Source organism: Chrysiogenes arsenatis DSM 11915 (assembly GCF_000469585.1).
GTDB lineage: Bacteria > Chrysiogenota > Chrysiogenetes > Chrysiogenales > Chrysiogenaceae > Chrysiogenes > Chrysiogenes arsenatis.
This window is the reverse complement of the sequence record NZ_AWNK01000006.1, coordinates 251,243-274,502: the sequence shown is the minus strand read 5'-3', so window position 1 is coordinate 274,502 and position 23,260 is coordinate 251,243. Positions and strand designations below refer to the sequence as shown.

General features: G+C 49.1%; 22 protein-coding genes. 18 read left to right on the top strand and 4 right to left on the bottom strand.

Annotated elements, in window-relative coordinates; all coding sequences use genetic code 11:
• Positions 1-24: 24 nt before the first annotated feature.
• From P304_RS0105260 to P304_RS14190, 3 genes are read right to left on the bottom strand one after another with little or no spacing between them, the layout of a single operon-like run.
• Positions 25-1,362, bottom strand: coding sequence for a deoxyribodipyrimidine photo-lyase (locus P304_RS0105260; protein ID WP_027389681.1), 1,338 nt, complete (start codon positions 1,360-1,362; stop codon positions 25-27).
• Entirely contained in the window at positions 1,359-1,505 is a 147-nt protein-coding gene (locus P304_RS17015) for a hypothetical protein (RefSeq protein ID WP_160165013.1), read from the bottom strand. Before P304_RS17015 ends, P304_RS0105260 begins: the two co-directional genes overlap by 4 nt.
• Entirely contained in the window at positions 1,498-2,574 is a 1,077-nt protein-coding gene (locus P304_RS14190) for a 3'-5' exoribonuclease YhaM family protein (protein WP_051321434.1), read from the bottom strand. Before P304_RS14190 ends, P304_RS17015 begins: the two co-directional genes overlap by 8 nt.
• Before the next feature lie 214 nt (positions 2,575-2,788).
• Here P304_RS14190 and P304_RS0105245 point away from each other — a divergent pair, with 214 nt between their 5' ends.
• The 13 genes from P304_RS0105245 (at position 2,789) to lysS (ending at position 16,470) form a co-directional block, all read left to right on the top strand.
• Positions 2,789-3,460 (top strand): DUF47 domain-containing protein, encoded by a 672-nt coding sequence (locus P304_RS0105245; protein ID WP_027389680.1) that lies wholly within the window; start codon positions 2,789-2,791, stop codon positions 3,458-3,460.
• 25 nt (positions 3,461-3,485) lie between these two features.
• Positions 3,486-4,739 (top strand): inorganic phosphate transporter, encoded by a 1,254-nt coding sequence (locus P304_RS0105240; RefSeq protein WP_027389679.1) that lies wholly within the window; start codon positions 3,486-3,488, stop codon positions 4,737-4,739.
• Positions 4,740-4,911: 172 nt separating this feature from the next.
• Positions 4,912-6,099, top strand: coding sequence for a NifS family cysteine desulfurase (locus P304_RS0105235; RefSeq protein ID WP_027389678.1), 1,188 nt, complete (start codon positions 4,912-4,914; stop codon positions 6,097-6,099).
• 11 nt (positions 6,100-6,110) lie between these two features.
• Positions 6,111-7,076, top strand: coding sequence for an iron-sulfur cluster assembly scaffold protein NifU (locus P304_RS17575; RefSeq protein WP_027389677.1), 966 nt, complete (start codon positions 6,111-6,113; stop codon positions 7,074-7,076).
• Between the two features lie 56 nt (positions 7,077-7,132).
• On the top strand, positions 7,133-8,326 hold the full coding sequence (locus tag P304_RS0105225) for a M24 family metallopeptidase (protein WP_027389676.1): 1,194 nt from the start codon (positions 7,133-7,135) through the stop codon (positions 8,324-8,326).
• 59 nt (positions 8,327-8,385) lie between these two features.
• The gene (locus tag P304_RS16045; RefSeq protein WP_051321433.1) at positions 8,386-10,287 is read left to right on the top strand and encodes a diguanylate cyclase; all 1,902 of its coding nucleotides are present in this window, start codon (positions 8,386-8,388) and stop codon (positions 10,285-10,287) included.
• 274 nt (positions 10,288-10,561) lie between these two features.
• A complete protein-coding gene (locus P304_RS0105215) occupies positions 10,562-11,737 on the top strand; it encodes a type II toxin-antitoxin system HipA family toxin (protein ID WP_051321432.1) in 1,176 nt (391 codons plus the stop codon).
• Positions 11,738-11,740: 3 nt separating this feature from the next.
• Complete coding sequence (locus P304_RS14180; protein ID WP_034764197.1) at positions 11,741-11,992, top strand: helix-turn-helix domain-containing protein; 252 nt, start codon at positions 11,741-11,743, stop codon at positions 11,990-11,992.
• Between the two features lie 131 nt (positions 11,993-12,123).
• Positions 12,124-12,402: a YciI family protein gene (locus P304_RS0105205; protein ID WP_051321431.1), complete on the top strand. Its 279-nt coding sequence runs from the start codon at positions 12,124-12,126 to the stop codon at positions 12,400-12,402.
• Positions 12,403-13,572, top strand: coding sequence for a class I SAM-dependent rRNA methyltransferase (locus P304_RS0105200; RefSeq protein WP_051321430.1), 1,170 nt, complete (start codon positions 12,403-12,405; stop codon positions 13,570-13,572).
• 10 nt (positions 13,573-13,582) lie between these two features.
• Complete coding sequence (locus tag P304_RS0105195; protein ID WP_027389672.1) at positions 13,583-14,614, top strand: LOG family protein; 1,032 nt, start codon at positions 13,583-13,585, stop codon at positions 14,612-14,614.
• An 8-nt stretch (positions 14,615-14,622) separates the two neighbouring features.
• A complete protein-coding gene (locus P304_RS0105190; protein WP_027389671.1) occupies positions 14,623-14,973 on the top strand; it encodes a hypothetical protein in 351 nt (116 codons plus the stop codon).
• Positions 14,974-14,982: 9 nt separating this feature from the next.
• Entirely contained in the window at positions 14,983-16,470 is a 1,488-nt protein-coding gene (lysS, locus tag P304_RS0105185) for a lysine--tRNA ligase (protein WP_027389670.1), read from the top strand.
• A 35-nt stretch (positions 16,471-16,505) separates the two neighbouring features.
• Here the strand turns inward: lysS and P304_RS0105180 are convergent, their stop codons facing one another.
• Positions 16,506-17,693 (bottom strand): YbfB/YjiJ family MFS transporter, encoded by a 1,188-nt coding sequence (locus P304_RS0105180; RefSeq protein ID WP_027389669.1) that lies wholly within the window; start codon positions 17,691-17,693, stop codon positions 16,506-16,508.
• 569 nt (positions 17,694-18,262) lie between these two features.
• Here P304_RS0105180 and dctP point away from each other — a divergent pair.
• From dctP to scpC, 5 genes are all read left to right on the top strand, one after another.
• Complete coding sequence (gene dctP / locus P304_RS0105170) at positions 18,263-19,252, top strand: TRAP transporter substrate-binding protein DctP (protein ID WP_027389668.1); 990 nt, start codon at positions 18,263-18,265, stop codon at positions 19,250-19,252.
• A complete protein-coding gene (locus tag P304_RS0105165) occupies positions 19,249-19,770 on the top strand; it encodes a TRAP transporter small permease (RefSeq protein WP_027389667.1) in 522 nt (173 codons plus the stop codon). Before dctP ends, P304_RS0105165 begins: the two co-directional genes overlap by 4 nt.
• Positions 19,771-19,791: 21 nt before the next feature.
• Complete coding sequence (locus P304_RS0105160; protein ID WP_027389666.1) at positions 19,792-21,102, top strand: TRAP transporter large permease; 1,311 nt, start codon at positions 19,792-19,794, stop codon at positions 21,100-21,102.
• A 33-nt stretch (positions 21,103-21,135) separates the two neighbouring features.
• Positions 21,136-21,609, top strand: coding sequence for a universal stress protein (locus tag P304_RS0105155; RefSeq protein WP_027389665.1), 474 nt, complete (start codon positions 21,136-21,138; stop codon positions 21,607-21,609).
• An 83-nt stretch (positions 21,610-21,692) separates the two neighbouring features.
• A complete protein-coding gene (gene scpC / locus P304_RS0105150) occupies positions 21,693-23,252 on the top strand; it encodes a succinyl-CoA:acetate CoA-transferase ScpC (protein WP_027389664.1) in 1,560 nt (519 codons plus the stop codon).
• Positions 23,253-23,260: the final 8 nt, after the last annotated feature.

Here is a 23,260-nt window from a genome sequence, read left to right as displayed (position 1 = left end):
AATACATGCATATTGTATGCCACTCTAAGAATAGCGACGAACGTAACTCTCTGCGTCAAATTTACGCTTTAATCCGGCGGCATTCATATAGCGAATAGTGCCAAAGACTGGGCGGCGTTGCCACGGGCGGTCGTGTTTCCCAAAGCACCAGAGAATCCCGGCATAACCGTTGGGATCGCGCCCATCAAGGGCGTAGCTGTCGTTGAGGTGCACGGCAGTGGCGAAGGCGTCTTGATAGGTGGTGCTCCATTCGATGAGCTTTTTCCCCCAGTACATGCGCATCATGCCGTGGATGGTTCCGCTGCGAATCAATTGATGTTGGGCGGCATTCCAGTAAGGGTCGTGCGTTGTGGCGGCCTCCCACTCTTCACGGGTGTAAATCATTTCGCGTTCGTCGTCGGTATGACGCGCAAAGTTTTCCTGTACCCATGGGTGCAAGGCGTCTAGTGAATCATACTTGGGGTTATACCACGCCATATTCATGGCGAGTTCGCGCCGTACGATCAGTTCTTCAAGGAATACGGTGGTGCCAGCGCTGCCGGTATCGAGTGCCGCTAATGCGATTTCAAGCGGCGAGATGTGGCCGAAGTGGAGGTACGGGCTGAGGCCGGAGGTGGCGTCAGCATTGGGGTCGTTGCGCTGGGTGGCGTAGCGGTCGAGTTTTGTCGCGATAAAAGCGCTCAACTTGTCTCGTGCCGCGCGTTGTCCGCCGCGTATGGAGGGAATTGGGGCAATGGCGCCAAGGGAAGCTATTTTGCCAATCTGAGTGTGTGCGTCGGCCACGGTGGTGACCGGAAGGTCTGGACGGAAGCCAGCAACCACGGCGGGGGTTTCTCGCTCGTGAAGCGGGAGCAGAAAGTGCGGCAGAAGCTGATGGATTTTCGGTCGTAGCACAGCCGCCGTGTAGGCCTCTTTAGGATACGCGGTGGTCACAGGGACGACGACCTCTCCTTCGACTTCCACTATCTCGCATGAAAGTGCATTCGCGATGGTTTGACGCCACTGGCGCTGCAGGCGCAAGTAACCACAGTCACAAACCAGCAGGGCGGCGCGGCGTGCCAAATGCGGGATGATTTCGATAGGGTCACCTATCGCGAGGTGCCACGGGATAGCGCGCTCGCCAAGTCCCGTTTCGACATCTGCCAGCCCTTCGAGGAGAAACTTGAAATGGCGTTGGTTAGCGTTGGGAAAATGAGGGTTCAGGACGAATGCTACGATCAACGGGAGTTTGGCCACGCGAGCTCTCTCCAGCGCGTATTCCAGCGCTGCGTTTTGCCATGCCCGCTGGGCGGCCTGCATCCAGTATAAAACATATTCGCCACTGGTGCTGGTGGCGCGCCAGTAGCGGAGCCGTCTGGTCACTTCATCTCCACTCCCTGAGCTTCTTTGACGGTGCGGACGTAGCCGTAATTTTTTTCTGTACTTTGCTCTACCATCACCAGTACGGCGAGGATTCCCGCTGCGACTGCGAGCATAACAATGAGTTTAATAATATTTTTATTCACGAGGCACCTCCTCTTCCGTTTCAAACGGGAGTATTCCCTCTATCTGTTTGAAAGGGGTATTACCATACGTATCGGCTTTAGGCGGTGTTTTCTGAAGGGGTGGCTCGTTTTTGAGTGCTAGCGGAGTTTCTTTCGGGGGAGTACTGGTGGAGGGACGATAAAAGCGTCGACCCATGAGGCGGTGCATATCACTCCATTCGCCTTCAATGCCGACAAAAGAGGCTTCGATAACCTGAAGTTTGGCATCAAGGTCGTCAAGGTGGTGGACGATGAGCGCTTCGTAGGTTTTGGGGCGTTTGGGCGAGCCATATTCCAATTCGCCGTGATGTGCCAGAATGATATGTTTCAGTTCGAGCGCCAGCTTTTCCGGAAAGTTATGGATCTTGTGGATAAATCGTTCGACGATTTCACAGCCAATGTAGAGGTGGCCAAGCAACATGCCAGGGGTAGAATAGCCAAAAGCGGTGTCGTATTCGAGCTCATAAATTTTTCCGAGGTCATGGAAAAAGGCTCCTGCCAGTACCATATCTTGGTTGACGTGGGGATAGTGCGGACAAACGCGGTGCGCGAGTTCCATGACTGAAACCATGTGTTCCAATAAGCCACCAATATAGGCATGATGCATCCCTTTTGCGGCGGGAGCCACGAGTAATTTCGCGTGAATTTCAGGATCGAAAGCGACGGTCACAAGCAGTTTCTTCAGGTGGGAGTCGCTGATTTTGCCGATCACTTTTTCCAGTCGCGCAAACAGTTCATCGATATTGTATTTGGTTGAAGGGAGAAAGCGGGCACGATCAAACGCGGCGCCAGAAGGGGCGATAGAGGTAATCGAAACCTGCAAGTTCCCTTTAAACTCAACGACCGACCCTTTGACGGTGGCTACTTCGCCATCCTGAAAAAGGTATTGGCCATCTTGGTAGTTCCAGTTGAAAGCATCAATTTGACCAGTACGGTCTTGCAGCTTAATGAACTGGTATTGTTTGCCATTTTTGGCGAGTTTTACGCTGTGTTGCGCAATCATAAAGTCGCTTTGTACTGCCGCTCCTGATTGCAACTCATTGATAAACATAAAAACCTCCCTGATCTGCTTCTCGCTGTCGAATTTTGCGGGTTTGCCGATTAATTTCGCACCATGCGAGAGAATTGTTATAAAAACGTAAAAACTATGCTAAACACGGCTCGACTTCTTGCGCATGTCGCGCCGCATTACTTGGCCGATCATACATGAAGTCTGTTGCGAATAATAATTTTTTCTCCCCCGTTTCGGGGCTGAAGGAGCTTGTATGCGTTCGATTTCCGGACTCTGGGGTCCTGATCCGTCGAGTTTTATCGCCCAGCACATGCGTGCGGTCAAGGAGTGTATCGATTGTCTTGATCCGGCCATTGAGCATTGGCTTAATGAGGATTTTGCGCAACTGAAGCTTGTTGCCAAGAAAGTGATGAAATTTGAAAATGATGCTGATCGCATTAAAACTACCAGCGAAACCTCGTTCCCTTCCTCTTTTTTCCTGAATATTAAACGGAGCAATTATTTTGAGCTGATCCGCTCGCAAGACAGCATTGCCGATCAGGTGGAAGACTTAATGTTTATCCTGACAGTACGCCAAACGGTGCTCCATTCCGGTTTGCGTGTTTCGTTCGACGCACTCTATGGGCGTGTGCGGGATATTTTACAGCTCACATTCGGGATGAGCGATGATGTTCAGTCCCTCTTTGAAAGCGGCTTTAGTGAGATCCATAAGGCTAGTCTCCGTGAGTCTATTGCCGCGATAGAGTTCCAAGAATGGGAGTGCGATAAACGGCTTTATAAGTTTGCGCAGCAGCTTTATGCGCTTGAGAATGAAATCAGTCCGGTGACGATCTATATGCTTGCAGAGATTACCAAAAAGCTTGGCTCGATTGCGAATTCAGCGGAGCAGACCGCGAAAAATCTCAGCTTAATCCTTGCCAACTAATATGCCTTCATAACGGAGTGATTTCATGGATTCTTTGGTTGTCATTTATTCCCTTGCGGTTGCTTTTGGCTTTTATATGGCGTGGAATATCGGAGCAAATGATGTTGCCAACGCGATGGGGACTTCGGTTGGATCGCGCTCTTTAACGCTGAGACAGGTGATTATCGTCGCGGCTATTTTCGAATTTCTCGGGGCGGTATTGGTTGGTTCTTCGGTGACGCAAACGATTCAGCGTGGTATTGTTGATATCAATTTTTTTGCGGACTCGCCTGAGATTTTTGTTTATGGCATGTTGGCGGCTTTGCTCGGAGCTGCACTCTGGTTGCAAATGGCAACCATTGTAGGATGGCCTGTTTCGACGACCCATTCGATTATCGGCGCCGTTATCGGTTTTGGGCTGATTGCCGGTGGTCCTGATGTCATTCAGTGGAATCGGATTGGACAGATTGTCGCCAGTTGGTTTGTATCGCCAATCGCTGGTTTGTTGATCAGTTTGGTGATGTTTATGTTTATTCAGCGCACCGTTTTTGCGAGCGAATCGCCGGTGCGTCAGGCGAAGCGAGTTACGCCGTATCTTACCTTCCTTGTTGTTGTCATTCTTTGCTTATCATTTACTTACAAGGGCTTAAATAATCTTGGGCTGTATTTGACATTTGTTCAGGCGATGGTAATTGCCGCACTTTTGGGGCTGGCAGCGGCATTATTTGCACGTAATCTGGTGAATAAAATTCCCGATGACACCCTGAATCGCAAAGGGTTTGGCGTTAAATTCACTATTGTTGAAAAAATCTTTAGCTATCTGCAAATTTTGACCGCTTGTTATGTCGCCTTTGCGCACGGAGCAAATGACGTGGCCAACGCTATCGGGCCACTGGCTGCCATCGTTACCACGGTGCAAACGGGTATTCTGCAAACTCAAGTAGCAGTTCCCTTCTGGGTTCTCGTTTTGGGAGGCTCGGGTATTGTGCTCGGCGTTGCCACTATGGGCTACAAAGTGATTGAAACTATCGGAACTAAAATTACCCTCTTAACCCCGTCGCGTGGCTTTGCAGCAACTTTTGGCGCAGCGACTACCGTGCTTATTTGCTCAAAAATGGGATTGCCGATTTCAACAACGCACACCCTTGTGGGAAGCGTCATCGGTGTCGGATTAGCAGGTGGTATCGGCAGCATTAATATGAACGTCTTGAAGGGAATTTTCCTCTCTTGGTTTATCACATTACCTGCCGCGGGCTTGATGAGCATTGTTGTCTTTAAAGTGCTTACTGCCATCTTATAGACTATACAGTGACGCTATTTGCATGAAATCTGAAACACGCAGGAACAAACGCTTCCGCGTGTTTTCTTTACTTATTTAGTAGGGAAGTGTTGAAATAATCCTTGAAACATACATACTCCATCCCATAAACTCACTGGCCTGAGAAAATTTGTCTCGCAATAAGGATTACGCTATGGAACGGATTTATTTAGATAATAACGCAACGACTCTTGTTGATCCCAAAGTTGCGGAAGTAATGGAGCCTTTTCAGTGTCGTATGTACGGCAACCCGAATTCTTTACATCAGTTTGGATCGGAAGTTCACTCATACATGAGTCGGGCGCTTGATCAGTTATATGCGGGCATCAATGCGCGTGATGAGGACGATATTGTTGTGAACAGTTGCGCGACCGAAGGGAATAATACTGTCCTTTTCGGTGTGTATTATTCATTGATGCGTGAGGGGTCTAAAAAGCACATTATCACAACACAGGTAGAACATCCTGCGGTGCGTGAGACGTGCCGTTTCCTCGAAACGCTGGGCGTCAGCGTGACGTACCTTTCCGTAAATAAAGATGGCATTGTCACCGCGGACGATGTCGCCGCTGCCATTACCGATGAAACCGCCTTAGTTTCTGTGATGTGGGCAAATAACGAGACGGGGATGATATTTCCCGTTAAGGAGATTGCACAGGTGTGTCGTGATCGTGGTGTTTTGTTTCACACGGACGCGGTTCAGGCGATCGGCAAAACTGTGGTTGATGTGCAAGATGTTCCCGTTGATTACCTGACCTTTAGCGCGCATAAGTTTCATGGCCCCAAAGGGGTGGGTGGTTTGTATATTCGTGCTAAAGCCCCAATGACGCCACTCTTACACGGTGGTGAACATATGGGCGGCCTGCGTGCCGGAACGGTCAACGTTGCCGGAATGGTCGGCATGGGGTTGGCGATGGAGTTGGCAAACGATTCTTTGGAATACGAGCTCACGGTAGTACGCCGTTTACGCGATAAGTTGGAAGCGGCTATCTTAAAGCTTGACGATGTCATGGTGATTGGCAATAGCGATTTGCGCACGCCAAACACAATTCTGGTGAGTATCCGTGGCGTCGAGGGCGAAGCGATGATTTGGGATTTAAACCGCTTTGGCATTGCGTGTTCGACGGGCAGTGCTTGCGCGTCAGAATCGCTGGAAGCAAATCCGGTGATGGTGGCGGTTGGGGCCGATAAAGAGTTGGCACATACGGGTATCCGTTTGAGTCTTTCGCGTTTTACGACCGAAGATGAAATTGATTACGTTGTTTCGGAGTTCCCCAAAGCCGTAGCCCGTTTGCGTGCTATTTCAATGAGCTATGCCGCCAAAGCGGCGCGACACATTTTATAAAGGAAAATCTCATGGCAAAGAATACCTTACTTGGTGGTTCCTTATGGGCGCAATATTCAGAAGAAGTCAATCGGCGCATGGCAAACCCCGTCAACCGTGGTGAAATCAGCGAAGAGGAAGCTACTGCATTGGGTGGTGAATTGATCGTCGCTGATTTTGGCGCTGAATCGTGCGGCGACGCTGTCCGTTTGTATTGGGTAGTTGATCCGAAAAATGACAAAATCCTCGCTTCAAAGTTTCGCAGCTTTGGCTGTGGTACGGCGATTGCGTCGAGTGACGTGATGGCGGAACTCTGTGTCGGGAAAGCGGTTGATGAGGCGATTAAGATTACCAATCTGGACGTTGAAAAAGCGTTGCGCGATCACCCCGATGTCCCTGCTGTTCCACCACAGAAAATGCACTGTAGCGTTATGGCGTACGATGTGATCAAAAAAGCGGCGTCAATCTATAAAAAGGTCGATCTGGGATCGCTCGAAGAAGAAACCATCGTGTGCGAATGCGCGCGGGTTTCGCTGCGGACGGTACAGGAAGTCATTCGTCTGAATGATCTGAAAACGGTCGAAGAGATTACCGATTACACCAAAGCCGGAGCGTTTTGTAAGTCGTGCATCCGTCCTGGTGGTCACGAAAAGCGTGAATATTATCTGGTTGATATTTTGCGCGACGTCCGTGCCGAAATGGAAAAAGATGCCTTGCGTGTGTCGCTGGAAGACGAATCTTTTGCGACCATGAATTTGGTGCGTAAAACTCAGGCGGCAGAAGAAGTGTTGCGCGATCATGTGCGTCCGCTTTTGGCGCGTGATGGCGGTAACGTTGAGTTGGCCGATATTCGCGACAAGGATGGTGCGGTGGAGATCTTTATCCGCTATCGTGGTGCGTGTGCTGGATGTGCGAGTTCGCAAACCGGAACGTTGCAGATGATCGAGGGGATATTCAAAGAGAAATTGGACGAAAATATACTGGTTATTGCGGTATAGTGTAGCATACAAAGCACATTCTCGACCTATTCACGCTCAACAACAGGAGGTTCCACATGCCGCAACATCTGTATGTACCCCGCTCTGAACTCGATGAACGCATTGGTCGTGTGCAGCAACAACTCATGCAAAGCAAAATCGAAGGGGCGTTGATTCAAAGCGGAATCAACCTCTTTTACCTGACGGGAACGATGCAGAATGGAGCCTTGTACATTCCCGCTTCCGGTGCGCCGATCTTTATGGTGCGCCGTTCGCTGGAGCGGGCGCAGATGGAATCTTCACTTGATCATATCGTTCCTATGACATCGTTTAAGTCTTTCTACGACACACTGGCGCAGTTTGCGATTGCCCGCCCACGCCATATTGGGATTGAATTTTCAATCCCGATGGATGCGTATCAGCGTGTGACCAAATATGTCGTTGCTGAGTTTTCCGATGTGCAAAACCTACTGGCACGGGTACGCAGCGTTAAAAGTGAATGGGAAATTGCGTTGCTGCGCGAAGCAGGGGCGAAGCAAGCCGAAAATTTCCGCACCATTCCGTCGCATTACCGCCGTGGCATGAGCGAGCTGGAACTGGCGGCTGAAATTGAACGGTCGATGCTTTTGGCGGGGCATCATGGCACGTCTGTGATTCAGGCTTGGGGCAACCGATTGTTGATTGGATACGTGAGCGCTGGGGAAAATGGCTATTTTCCGCATCCTTTCGATGGCCCCGGCGGTTGCCAAGGAATTACACCCGCCGTGCCAGAACTCGGCTCACATCGCATTATCAAGGAAAATGAACCGGTTTTGATCGACCTTTGCTTCGGCGTTGCAGGGTATCATGTCGATATGACGCGGATTTTCTGCGATGGAACTTTGCCACAGGCAGCATTGGACGCGCAAAAGAAATGCGAAGAGATACAACACATGATCGTGGAACGGCTCCGCCCCGGTCAAATTCCATCAGCGATTTACGCCGACGTGGCAGCCACGCTGACGCGCGAAGGGTGGATGGAGCACTTTATGGGCTATGGTGACCGCGCGGTAAAATTCCTTGGGCATGGCGTGGGGTTGGCGGTTGACGAATATCCGGCTCTGGCGAAAGGCTTTGATGAACCGATCGTGGCCGGTATGGTTTTTGCGGTAGAACCGAAAAAAGTGATCCCAGGATTAGGGGTCGTTGGCGTAGAAAATACGTGGCTCGTTGGGCGCGATGCAACCGAAAAACTGACCGATTATGTCGATACAATTCAACATCTGACATAAAGATGGGTATATGAACCGAAAGCTCTGCGGAATTTCGGCAAGAGAATGAAGGAGGAATCATGAAAAAAGAGGAACCGTTAGGTTTTTGGCGAAGTTTTGTGCGTTTTATCACATTTGTCGACTTGCCCATCAAACGGAAATTTACCGTGTTTGGTATTGGAACGCTCTTTTGGTTTATTATGATTGGCACGGTTGCGGTTGGCTCGCTGGTTTTCATTCACTTCCGCTATTCGCAAATATCACAAATCACCTTTCCTTATACGCAACTGGTGCAATCCATTTCGCCTGAAATAGAGGGGCTTTCGCGTGCCGTATCAGAGAGCTATCGCATGACGCCGGGAGAGAATATTCCGGTTGTCACCCAACATTTACAGAGAATTCGCACGATTGTTTCAAACTCGCTTATTGAGCGCAAAGAGGCGGCTGCCAGCGGTAATTTTTTTGAAGCACTGAACTACTCGTTGGCACAAAAAGATACGGAGGGGCTTCATCAGCTTCAATCTCTGCTGGAACAAGTCAAAGAGATCGAAGGGACGTTGGTGTTGTTGCGCGATACGCTGGCGGTGCATCGCGAAGGGGAATACAGCTTGGAGCAAGCTGCCTCTATTAAGGAACGAGTGCGGATGCAAATCGGGAAGCTTTCAGAAGACGTTATGCGTTTCGACCAGCGCGCCAAAGCGCTGTATCATCAGTATAGTGGGCAAATTAACGATACGGTTCGACTTTCGATCAATACCATCGTGATCGTGCTCGGGATGGCGCTGTTTCTCTTGTGGGTCTTTACTCGCTGGCTGACGGATGCCTTTGCACGGCCAATCGAATTGATTATTAACCAAATTCACTCCATCAGCACGGGTGAAGTTGATTTGAGTAAAAAGGTTTCCATTAAGTCACAGGATGAAATTGGCACCTTGTCGCGCAAATTTAATGGTTTGATCGACACCGTATACGGCATGACTGTTTTTAAGAAAGTGATTGAAGAAGATACCACGCTCGAAAGCGTCTACGAACGGATTGGCAGTATTTTTGAGCGCGAAGCGGGCATTACGAATTACCGCATATTTGACGTGAATACCTCAAAGCACGAAATGCATATCGCCTATCCCTTAATGATTGGCGACGACCGCCAGATAATGTGCTATCCCGATATTCTCAGCGAATGTTCGCTGTGTCGTGCGCAGAAAACAGGACATACCATCTCTTCTTTTGAATATGAGGGTGTCTGTAAATATTTTTCAGCTGGTGAAGGATGGCACCATATCTGCGTTCCGATGGTTATATCGGGGAACACAGGTGGCGTCGTGCAGTTCCTTTTCTCGGATGATGACGACCTTGATATGGATGAAATTAACCAGAAAATGTTTAAAGCGGAAATGTACCTCAAGCACTCGCTGTCGGTTATCGAAACGAAGCGGCTGATGAACACCTTACGCGAATCGGCGCTGATTGATGGTTTAACAGGACTCTATAATCGTCGGTTCTTACAAGATCATTCTAAGCAGATTATTGCCGGAGTGCTGCGCCGTCAAAAACAAGTTGGTCTTTTGATGTGCGATATGGACTACTTTAAACAAGTGAACGACCAATACGGACATGATGTTGGCGACGTGCTCTTAAAAGAGACATCACTGATTCTACGCAATTCGGTACGCGAGTCGGATGTCGTCATCCGCTTTGGTGGCGAAGAATTTATGGTGCTGCTGATTGACGTTGACCCTGGCTATGCGCTGGAAATTGCCGAAAAAATTCGACTGAAAGTCGAAGAAGCGCGCTTCCGCGTAAGCGACGGCACACTGAAAAAGACCCTCAGCGTTGGGGTCAGTGAATTTCCGAAAGATACCGATGGGTTCTGGCAGGCGATTAAGTACGCCGACGTGGCGCTGTATAAAGCGAAAGAGAGTGGGCGTAATCGTTGTGTGCGGTTTACGGCTGACTTATGGGATGGAAGTGATAATTTTTAATGTTAATCATTCCCCTCCGTGTGGAGGGGTGTCAGGCGTAGCCTGACGGGGTGGTCTTACTCTCCCGCATGACGGGCAGAATGAGTGAATAATCGCAATGGTTCTTTCTTTTGGCATCAAAAGAAAGAACCAAAGAAAAGTGCCCTCGCGCTTTTGCTTCCCCTTCGCCTTGCTCGCCTGCCTCGGGTATCTGCCATTAATGTAAATATTGCTGTTCATTTTTTGAAGATGATGCAAATATGAAAAGTGAAATTTACATTTATGGAGGGTGGGCGTGGCGCAGATTGACGTTTCCGTGTTTGGCCAAAAGGCGGGAAAGCTGTTTTTCGAAGCAGAGCATCATCGCTATGGCTTCAATTACACGGCTTTTGCTGCGCCTATTTCGTTGATTATGCCTTGCCGGAATGCAACGTACTTGTGGAAGCAACATTTGCATCCGATTTTTGATATGAATATGCCGGAAGGGTATATTTTCGAGCTTTTCAAGAATTTTCTCGCCAAAGAGTATGGATATGTTGATGATTTTCTTATCTTTTCGCGTCTTTGCCCTAATATTCAAAGCCATCTGACGTATCAGAGTTGGTGCGAGGTCAAAAGATTTCCCACGTTTCATCTTGACGATGTGTTGCAGAACGATACTCCGGATACGTTCCAGTATATTGTGGCGCAATTTCTGGAAAAAAACGCTATCAGCGGTGTGCAACCGAAATCTCTTGCGCTGCTCACGAACAAAGAATCCCTGAGTTCGCGGGAATACATCATCAAAACGTGGGGTGATGAATACCCTCAACTAGCCCTGAATGAGTTCTTTTGTTTGCAGGCGGTGGCCAAGGCGGGTATTCCGGTGCCAACGGTGCAGCTTTCCGCCAATAATCGTTTTCTGGTGCTGGAGCGTTTCAATTACGATAAAGATACTGGCGTTTATTACGGTTTTGAAGAGATCGCAACGCTCCTTGGTAAAAACAAGGAAGAAAAATACTCCGGTAGCTATGAGCAAATTGCCAAAGTAGTAAAGACGTTAACCAGCGATTCGTTACACGAATTGCAACATCTGTATGCTCTGATTGTGATGAACTTTCTCCTTAAAAATGGCGATGGCCACCTGAAAAATTTCGGTATTCTCTATAATGAAGATCGTTCGCGAACTTGGCTGGCTCCGGCTTACGATGTGGTCAATACGACACTCTACTTTCCCCGCGACCGCCCGGCGTTGAGTTTATTCGGTAAAAAAATCTGGTTTGGTCGCAAGAAGCTCGAAAAATTCGGCGTGCAGCACTGTTCTCTCTCTAGCAAGCAAGCGGAGGATATTTTTGATCAGTGCGCGAACGCTGTAGCAGAAACGCTGCGCGATGTCGCCGCATACATGCGGCAGGATGATCGCTGCGCTGTTCTGGGCAAGCAATTGACAGAAAGTTGGTCGCAATCATTACGTGCGATGAAGGAAGGTTAAACCATGCTTATCCATGACCTCGGCATGCAAATCAGAGCGTTACGCAAAGAGCACAAAATGACACAGACGCAACTGGCACAAATAGCGGGAATCAGTCGGGTGACGCTCGGCAAGGTGGAACGGGGCGAGTTTGGCACGGTGTCATTGGCGGTGGTCGATGGTATTCTGCGTACATTTGGCTATGAATTGAGTGCGCAAAAAAGAACGTCGCATGGTCTGCCGACGCTTGATGAATACCCGAATGCGGGAAGGTAATCTGCGCTGAATGTATTTCCCGCAATCTGGTGCAGTTATTCCTGCTCTTCGCTGTTTTCCCTGAACAGCAGAGTGACTTTCCGCGGTGGAATATGGTACATATCTCCCATTCTTCTCAAGGAGTTTCAATTATGATTGCTGTATATGCCAAAGACAAAGCTGACGCCTTGTCTATCCGCCTTGCGACTCGTCCCGACCATGTGGCGTATCTCACGAAACTGCACGAAGCAGGCGAAATTGCGTTTGCTGGCCCGCTGCAAGACGATGCTGGTGAGACGATGATCGGTAGTTTGTTGGTGTTCACCAGCGACGATCTCGGTGCGGTGCGCGCTATGCTGGATGCTGATCCTTATACCAAAGCTGGTTTATTTGAAACCGTTGAAGTGCGCCGCGTAAAGCGGGTATTTTAAGTGGCACTGAAAAAGATCTGGATTAAACCGAAGGCGAGCAAACACGCGACTGGCGGGCACCCGTGGATTTTCAGTGGCGCGATTGAACGCGAAGAGGGCACTATCACGGCTGTCGATACGGTTGCGGTCTATGTTGGCGAGCGGTGCGTTGGTTCGGGGCTTTATTCTCCTGAAAGCCAGATCCGGGTGCGGATGTTTTCGCGCGAGGCAGTAGAGTTCAACAGCACCCATTTGCGCGCGACGCTTACTTTTGCGCGCAATCGCCGCCGCGAATTGATCGGACGTCACTCCAACTGCTACCGCTTGTTGAATTCCGAAGGTGACTTTACCCCCGGATTGGTGGTGGATGTGTATGGTCAGGTCGCTGTAATGCAGCTCACAACTGCTTCGATGGATGCACGGCGCGACATGGTTGTGCGAGAACTGCAAGCGCTGGGCTTTACCACTATTGTCGAACGCAGTGATGCCAGTGCGCGTAAAGCCGAGGGGCTGGAAGGGGTTACGCAGTTAATTTGCGGAACGCTCCCCGATCCGTTGATAGTGATGGAAAACGGTATTCAATATCACGTTGATCCGTTGCAGGGGCAAAAAACCGGATTTTTCCTTGATCAGCGCGACAACCGCGCTTTGGTGCGTTCGCTCGCGAAAGGGAAAGAAGTCTTAAACTGCTTCAGTTATACTGGCGGCTTCACGCTGAATGCACTGGCTGGCGAGGCATCGTTGGTTAAAAGTGTCGAAATTAGTTCGCCCGCCTTGCATACCTTGGGCGAAAATATCCGCCTGAACAAGTTTGATGGTTCGCACCACGTGATGGTACGCGAAGACGTGTTTGAGTTTCTCCGAGCGGAAGAATCGGCGTATGATATTGTGGTTCTTGATCCACCGCCGTTTGTGAAACGGGCGGATAAAGTGCAGCAAGCCTTGGCGGGATATAAAGAAATAAACCTGATGGGGATGAAACACGTCAATCGTGGCGGGTATCTGCTGACGTTTTCATGCAGCGGTCACATCGATATGGCTGGATTCGAAGAAGTTATCCGATGGGCTGCCATTGACAGTGGACGCCAAGTGCGTGTCTTGCAGCGTTTAGGTGCGGGATTTGATCACCCGCGCAACATCTGCCATCGCGAAGGGGAATACCTGAAAGGATTCCTGCTTCAGATCGTGTGAAAGGATATGAATGAAACTCGACTACAATAATCATAATGGACAAATTGACGACCTGATCGAAGCGCTCATTGCTATGTCGGGAACGGCGCACAATCAGGAATTGATCCGCGAAATGATCATCACCGCACTGCGCGCGGGTGCCGACAAGCTTGACCGTGGCGACCTGAAAATCATCAATAGCGGAATGAAAGAGCTGCGTTATTCTTTTAAACTCTTTTCCGAATACTCGGAACGGCGCAAAGTGAGTATTTTTGGCTCGGCGCGCATTCACCATGACGATGCCGCCTATCAGTCGGCACGCGAATTCGCTCGCCGCATGGTGGAAGAAGGGTTTATGGTCATCACCGGCGCGGGCGGCGGCATTATGCAGGCCGGCAACGAAGGGGCGGGGAAAGATAATTCCTTTGGTGTCAACATTACGCTTCCTTTTGAGCAGGGAGCAAATGAGTGGATTAACAACGACTCCAAGCTGATCAATTTTAAATATTTCTTTTCGCGCAAGATTTTGTTTGTCAAAGAAGCCGAAGCGATTGTGATGTTTCCTGGTGGCTTCGGAACGCATGATGAAGCCTTTGAATCGCTAACCTTGATTCAGACTGGTAAGTCGGTGGTGGTGCCAGTAATTTTCATCGACCCATTAGGCAATAACCATTGGCAAGGTCTAGAAGATTATATGCGTGAACACCTCTATCGTGCGGGGCTCATCAGCGAAGACGATATGCACCTCTACCGCGTGACGAATAGCATTGACGACGCTATCAGCGAAATTATCAGTTTCTATAGTCGTTTCCACTCGTATCGCTTCGTGAAAGATCGCATCGTTATCCGGATGAATTCCGCTCTGCGTTCAGAGCAAGTGGCCTATCTCAATCAGGATTTTCGCGATATTGTTGCCAGCGGGAGTATCGAACAATATCAATCTACCGAAGCCGAATACGGCGAAGATGCCACGTGCGGCATGCCGCGCTTAGCATTCCATTTTGACCGCAGAAGTTATGGGCGGCTCCGCTTACTGATAGATATGATCAACGGCTTTCATTGAGGTGACCGATGATACTGCGACTGATCGCCACTACAACGACTGGGCAACCCGACCGCGACATTCCATTACCCGAAGCTACCGCGTTTGAAATGCGCGGACACTTTCGGAAAGGTGGTTTGGTGGACTTGCTAGATGAAGGGGAGCCGGTTTTCGATTATCAGGCCAAAAGTTTTGACGAACTCCGGCGCCAGATCGTGACTGCCATGACGATAGACTACCAACTGGAACATATGTTTGCCGATGCGGTAGATGAATCGTGGCGGGAAACACACTTTGCCCAAGTGTCCGGACTGTTTGTCGATACGCATGGGGAAAGCGAACGAGATGTCTTTGATGCCCTGTGCGACGAATTACTTTAAGGAGTCAGTATGAGTGAAGTAAACGAACAGATTGTGCAACGCCAGATAAAATTGAACGCCATCCGCGAAATGGGCCACAACCCCTACCGCAACCATAGCAGCCGCGATACCGATATCGCGCAGATTCACACCGCGCACGGCGCAAGCACCAAAGAAGAACTGGAAGCCGCTCAGGAAACCGTGCCGACCTATCGCATTGCCGGGCGGATTCTAGCGCTCCGCAGTTTTGGCAAAGCGGCTTTTGTGAAAGTCGTTGATCGCACTGGCGCGCTGCAATGCTACGTCGCGCGTGACGAAATCGGCCAAGAATTGTATGAGCTGTTCAAAAAAATGGAAGTGGGCGACATCATTGAAGTTGGTGGACGGCCATTCCGCACTAAAACTGACGAACTATCACTGCATGCCACCAGCTTTACCCTGCTCACCAAAGCCACGCGGCCACTGCCCGAAAAATGGCACGGCCTGAAAGATCTGGAAACTCGCTATCGCCAACGCTACGTCGATCTGATTGTCAACCAAGAGTCACGCGACCGTTTTTTGATGCGGAGCCGCATTGTTAAATTCATCCGCGACTATTTCACCGCGCGCGACTATCTGGAAGTCGAAACTCCGATGATGCACCCGATCGTTGGTGGCGCAACGGCACGCCCGTTTGTTACGCATCACAACACCCTCGATATGGATCTCTTTTTGCGTATTGCGCCGGAACTCTACCTCAAACGCCTTGTGGCCGGTGGATTTGAACGCGTCTTTGAAATCAATCGTAACTTCCGCAACGAAGGGATTTCGCCGAAACATAACCCCGAATTTACCATGATCGAATGGTACGAAGCCTACGCTTCCTACGAAGATCAGATGCGCCTGACCGAAGATCTGCTCAGTCGTATAGCGCTTGAGCTGACCGGCAGCGAAACCATCACCTATGGCGATCACGAAATTTCGCTGACAGCGCCGTTTCGCCGCTTAACCATTCCGCAGGCACTGGTGGAATATGGCGGGCTGACGCACGAAGATGTGACCAGCAGCGACACCCTGCAACGGCTGGCGCGTGAGTTGGGGATGGAAAACGCCGCGCAAGCTTCCGACGGCAAACTCCAGTTTTTCCTCTTTGAAGAGCTCGTGGAGCACAAACTGATTCAGCCTACATTCATTATCGATTACCCCAAAGAAGTCAGTCCGCTGGCAAAATCGCGCGAAGATAACCCTATGATTACCGAGCGTTTTGAACTCTTTGTTGCCGGTTGGGAACTGGCGAACGGCTTTACAGAATTGAACAACCCCGAAGATCAGTACGAACGCTTTGCTGAGCAAGTCGAGGCAAAAAAAGCTGGTGACGACGAAGCTTGCGACATGGACAGCGACTACATCCGGGCGCTGGAGTATGGCTTGCCGCCAACCGCTGGCGAAGGGATGGGGATTGACCGCTTGGTGATGTTGATGACCAATGCGCCATCCATCCGCGACGTGATTCTCTTCCCGCATATGCGGCCAGAGTGAGTGGTTTTGTTGGGGGGGCAATGGCATTTGTCGCGTCATGCCGGTTTGTGTGCTTTCCAAGCATCTGCCGCAAGGATAACTCCACCCAAAGCCACTAATCCTGCCGCAAATAACAGTGGCACCGTAAAGTTTCCTTGGATTTTTGCAATATATCCGGCGAGTGCCGGAGCAATAATTTGTCCAGCGCCGACGAGGGCTGTCAGCATTCCGACCGATGTGCCTGCTTTATGCGGTGCTAATTTACGACCATACATAATTGTTAGGCTGACAATTCCCATAAATGTCCCGCCAAGCAGTACCGCACTTAGGTATGCTCCGAATGTTGTTGGCCAGAATACTGGGCTCGCGATACCGATAGACTGTATAAAATATGCTGCCATGAGTGAACGGGATTCGCCGTATCGTGCGGCTATTTGTGGCCAGAAAATGGTGGATACTGCTGCAGAAACCCCAACGAGAAGCCATGAGATTGTCCCCGCTACTGGTGAGTCAAGGAGGGTGCGGACGATTAATACCAAAAAAGTTACCGAAACAACATAGCCTAACCCTTCAAGGAAATATGCCACTCCCAGTCGGATGAAAATCCCGCGGAGTGGCTTTTCTGATTGTGGCGCGTTGAGACCAGTCGTCACTTTCGTGGTGGACGTTCGTGCTAATGACTCGCTTTTCACCCATAGCCACGCAAACGCGACTGGAAAAATGGAAAGCACTCCGATTCCAATCCATGCTTCTTTCCAGCCAAAAAAGTCACAAAGTGGTGCGACTCCGATAGCCGAAAGTGCTATTCCAACGCCTACCCCGCTATACATGATTCCGGAAAGGTGAATTGCTCCGCGCAATGCCAACGCTTCCATAACCAAGAGTGATCCGAAAACGAAAATGGCCGCACTCAGCACTCCGGCAAGAAATCGGAGAGCATACCATGTAGTAAGTCCCTCAGCTATTCCCATGGCAATGGTTACGATAAGTATGAGAGTAAGGCTTAGGCGGAAGCCGGTACTATGAAAACGACGCGGGATATGCCCGAATACTAATGCGCCGGCTAAATATCCAGCATAGTTCCATGAAGCAATAATTCCTGCAATGCTATCGTCAAAGCCTGCGCCGCTTTGCATAAATGGCAGGAGCGGTGTGTAGGCAAAGCGGCCAGTTCCCATGGCAACTGCCAGAGCGAGCATACCGCCAAGCGCTGGAAGGTATTTTTTTGCGTAGATTGGGCGCATGTTGATCCTCTCTATTTATGGTTTTCGTATTACTAAACTTGCGTTTTATTATTGATTGTACGGAATGATTCGTTGTGCCTTGTTGATTGTTGATCGGTATACTCTTTATTCATTACTAATTTGATCATCTTTTGAGTGAAATATTCGTTGAGATTATCAAGGTGGCGGCACGTGAATATGATCTAATTATTTATCACTTGTCCATAATAAAAATTCGTTATGAAATCAATTGACATTCACGTCAACGTTGTTGTAGAAGGTTCGTGTCTAAGATGAATTGATGAGTGAAGTGTCCGGATTATGTGTATGGCATGGAGTCAATCCACTGGATTTAGGAACGCATTATTGCATGTAAAGCCGTTGTCTGTAGGGGGTGGAGCGTATGGATGTTTAGTTTGGCGGGTGTGGCGCGTGGAAGAATCGTGCAACATGTCGTTTACGTAGTCTGCTCGGCTGTAGTCGCTGATCGGTGGCGCGGAGTTGTTGATGATGTTCTGGCGTTCTCTTCGGGGGGCTTTCTCGCGAAGGGTTTATAAACAATCACACGAACCAGTACAGGAGTGAGTCACATGAAGAAAAATGTCTTAATCACTTGTTTGGCAGTATTCTCGGTAGTTTGTATTTTCTCTACGAACGTGTTAGCGATGAATCTTCGGATGTTGTCAGCGTTTCATCCAAACTTTATTTTTAACATTGGCGCCACGAATAACATGATCAAAAATCTCGAAGAGATGTCAGGCGGTAAGGTTAAAATCAGTTTCCATGGGCCGGATGTTGTTTCGACATTTGAACAATTACAACCGGTGCAGTCCGGTATATTTGATCTCTCGTTTACACATGCCACGTACCATGCAGGAAGTATCAGCATAGGCGTTGGGATGGATGCGACCATTGCGGATCCAGAGAAACGCAGAGAAGTCGGTCTGTTTGACCTGCTTGACAAAGAGTACAATAAGATTGGCATTAAGCTCGTTTCTCTCCCGGTTGTTGCGCCGTACCACTTTGTTACTCGTCAGCCATTGAGCGGTAAAACCCCAAGCTTGGCTGGCCTTAAAATGCGCAGCAATCCAAGTTTGCAGAATACCATTATTGCACTTGGTGGCACACCTGTAACCATGGCAGGTGGCGAAGTGTACACCTCGCTGCAACGTGGCGTTATTGATGGCGCGGCATGGACGCAGGTCGGGGTAAAGGATTTCAAGTGGAATGAAGTAGCAAAGTATTTGGTAAGCCCAAATTTTGGCTCGATTTCTATGATGATTATCATGAACCTGAAGAAGTATGACTCGCTCACTCCTGAGCAGAAAAGTTGGATTGACGAGGCGGGAAAAAAGACCGAACTCGACAGCTTGGCATTCTTTAACAACTTGATCGAAGAGGAAATTGCCTACTTGCTGGGTGAAGGCGGAATGACTTTGACCCACTTGAGCCCAGAAGACGTCGCCAATGTTGAAAAATACTGGAATGATGGTCTGTGGGAGATGGGAAAGCAGTCTTCAAATGCCCAAGCGGTCGATGCTATGCGCAAACTCGCGGTTGACTCAGGAATGACTCGGTGACATACGAAGATATTCGCATTAGCTGGCTGGCCACCTTGGGCAGGGTGGCCAGCACCCTCCTCGATCTCGTTACAAAAATTTGTTTTCACTTGAGCGCATGGTCGTTGGCTTTGATCGTGATCATTATTTTAAAAGAAGTTGTCATGCGATACTTCTTTAACGCACCGTCGAGCTGGGCAACTGATGTGAACACGTGGCTCCTAGCGCTCAGCATAATGCTGGCGCTGCCGGAAATCACGCGGACGAACGGTAATGTTGCTATCACGGTGATTGTTGACAAGCTTGGTTCTAGCAAGCAGATGATTATGCGCCGTAGTGTCGCTTTCTTGGGTTGCGTGGTTTGCTTGGTGGTTTGTTACATAGCGTCTCTGGAAACAATACGGCAGTATGATCTTGGGATTGCGACTCTCTGGGTGAGTCCCATTCCAAAGTGGTGGATATCTTCGGTTATCCCGGTTGGCTTTTTTCTGACGGCGGTGCATTTCTTGCGACAGGGGATACGTCCCGGTACTCAGTAACACTTTAAAAGGAGCAATATCATGGATTGGGGCGTTACGCTAACCATAGCGATAGCAGTGCTTTTAATGTTGTTTACATTGGGGATGCCGGTCTTCGTCGCCTTCTTGGTCATCAACGTTGTCGGAGTGTTTATGCTGTTTGGAACCAGCGGGTTCGGGATGTTCACCAACAGTATTTACCAGACAATCAACCAGGAATCGCTTATCGCTATTCCCTTGTTTATTTTGATGGGAGAGGTTCTCTTTCGCTCGAATGCGGTCGATATTCTTGCGAACTCGATTGATAAAATGGTCGGAAATGTCCGTGGACGGCATTATGTGCTGGTCACGGCACTTTCAACCGTTTTCGGTGCCTTGAGCGGATCGGCCGTGGCTGTTGCCGCTATGCTTGGCCGTACCGTGCTGCCGAGTATGGAACAGCGTGGCTATGACGTGCGCCTTGCTACCAGCGCCGTTCTGGGCGGAGCAAGTTTGGCACCGATCATTCCACCAAGCCTTCTGGTCGTCATGGTAGGGTCGATGGTTGATGTTTCTATCGCCAAGCTGTTAATTGCCGGCATTATCCCTGGTGTAATGATGGCTTTTGTGATGGTTATTTACACCTATATCAGAATCTTGCGTGACCCTTCTCTTGAGCCTCCACAGAAAGAGGCAAAAGCTGAGTTTAACCTGAAAGAGTTTGTGATGGCCTTTGTCCGTACGCTTCCATTCCTGATTGTCATCTTTTCGGTCATGGGATTGATTCTTCTTGGCGTTGTCACTCCGACTGAATCGGCCGCAACCGGTGTGCTGGGAGCACTTGTCGCTGCAGCGGTTTTCAGAAAACTCTCTCTGAAAATGATGTATCAGGCACTTTTGGGGACGTGTTCCGTCAGTGCGATGATCCTCATTATTATGGCAAGTTCCATGCTCTTCGGCCAACTTCTCTCCTTTACAGGAGCCTCAAGCGGGCTGGTGCGGATGGCTTCGGAAATGGATCTCCCTACGGTAGGAACATTTATTATTCTCATGTTGATACCGTTTCTTCTCTGCATGTTTGTCGATCTCTTTGCTGTCATGCTTGTGGCAATTCCGATTTATGACCCGTTGCTGCAAGTGTACGGTTTCGATCCGGTGTGGTTCTGGATGCTCTTTTTGATCAACTTAACCCTTGGAAGCCTGACACCTCCATTTGGCTATACGATATTCGCGCTGAAAGGTGCCATGCCGAGCTTGTCACTTGATGATGTTTATGCGGGAGCGTGGCCAATGGTGGGACTGTTTATTCTGGGAATGGCAATTATGTATGTATTCCCTGGGATAATAACATGGCTGCCGGCTTTAATTGGATGAGCACAGGATGAAGAGATAATTGGAGGCTCACTAATGATACCAAAAATTGAAAAAATACTGTATGCGACGGATCTTTCGGCCAATGCGCATTATGCATTCGGGTATGCACTGAGTATGGCTCTCGCACACAATGCGAAGATATCTATTATCAATGTGTATGAAAAATTAACCAGTAATCGCAATATCGAAATGCGTTCGGTTGATTTTCAGACGGCGAAAACGTTGTTGACGGATAAAATTAAAGAGCGATTGCAGATCTACCGTGAAAAAGAAAATATTGAAGAATGCCTCTACGAAAAATTGATTGAAAATATTTACGTTGCAGCTGGTTCCCCGGTCGACGAGGTCGTAAAGCAAGCAAAAGCTGGAGCGTTTGACCTGATTGTGGCTGGAACGCATGGGCATGGATTTCTGTACAGCACGTTGATGGGTAGTACCGCTAAAAAAATTGTTCAGCAAAGTGAAATACCTGTACTTGTTGTGAGGATACCGGACAAAAGGCAATAGTAATCTAGCTGAATGTTTATGTAACAAAATAATCCATATACGAGACGTGAAAATTAAAGTCATCATGTCGAAGGAGCATTGCTATGTCTGAACTTCTAACACGGATTAGAAAGAAAAGTCTCCACTCCAAAATTATGCAACCGGAAGATACCATTCCCTTTTTCAAAAACGGGATGGATCTGGCGTGGTCTGGTTTTACTCCGGTCGGTTACCCGAAAGTGGTTCCACTGGCGTTGGCCGATTATGTGGAGCAAAATAACCTTCAAGGAAAAATGCGCTTTAATCTCTTTATTGGCGCTTCGATAGGGGCGGAAGTAGAAGATCGTTGGGCATCGCTTGGGATGACTGATAAGCGTTGGCCGTACCAAACCGGTAAGGTTATTCAAAAGCAAGTCAACACTGGACAGGTACGGATGGGTGACAAGCACCTTTCGCTGTACGCTCAAGATTTGGGCTACGGATTTTATACGAAAAACCGTGGTGGTGGCTTTGATTTAGGTTTGATTGAAGCGTCCGGCATTGCGGAAGATGGCTCAATTATTCTCGCTGGTTCGATTGGCTCGGCCACAGAAGCGATCCGCTATTCAGACAAGCTGATTATTGAAATCAACACGGCAATTCCTTCGTTTGAAGGGATTCATGACATCGTGATGCAGGTGAATCCGCCGCACCGCAAGCCATTTCTGATCAGTCGTGTCGATGATCGGATAGGAACCCTTACCGTTCCGTGCGATCACGAAAAGATTATCGCGATTGTCGAATCGAAAAACCCTGATAGAGGACGCTCCCTCGCAGCTCCTGATGAGCTTTCGGAGCAGATTGCGCAGTATATTCTCGATTTCTTCGGACACGAAGTGCGTGCTGGCCGTTTACCCAAAAATCTCCTGCCACTGCAATCGGGCGTTGGCAATATTGCAAACGCTGTCGTTGGTGGCATGGTGAAAGGTCCCTTCTCCAATGTCAATGTGTGGACGGAAGTTATTCAAGACACCATGCTTGACTTCTTCGATTCGGGCAAATTGAATTTTGCATCGTCCACCTCGCTTTCGCTGTCAGAATCCGGATTTAAGCGGTTTTACGATAATTGGGATGCGTATATCAATAAAGTTGTTCTCCGGCCAATGCAGATCAGCAATCATCCTGAGCCGATACGGCGCCTTGGCGTTATTGCCATGAACACGCCAGTCGAGTTCGATATTTACGGACATGCCAATTCGACGTTGGTTGGTGGTACGCGGATGATTAACGGCATAGGAGGCTCGGGCGACTTCTTACGCAATGCTCAACTTTCGATCATGCACACCCCATCGACCCGTCCATCGAAAACCGATCCGACAGGAATTACCTGTGTGGTGCCATTTGCCACTCATGTTGACCACACGGAGCACGATCTTGACATTCTCGTCACCGAACAAGGGTTGGCAGATTTGCGTGGGTTGTGCCCACGGGAAAGAGCGCGCGAAATCATCAAGCAGTGTGTCCATCCCGATTTCAAACCAATCTTGACCGAATATTATGAACGTTCGGAGCGTGAGTGTTTTGCGCGTGGGGTTGGTCATGAGCCGCATATGCTATTTAAAGCATTCAAGATGCAGGAGTATTTGGAGAACCACGGCACTATGAAAATTCCAAACTGGGATTGATCTCACTT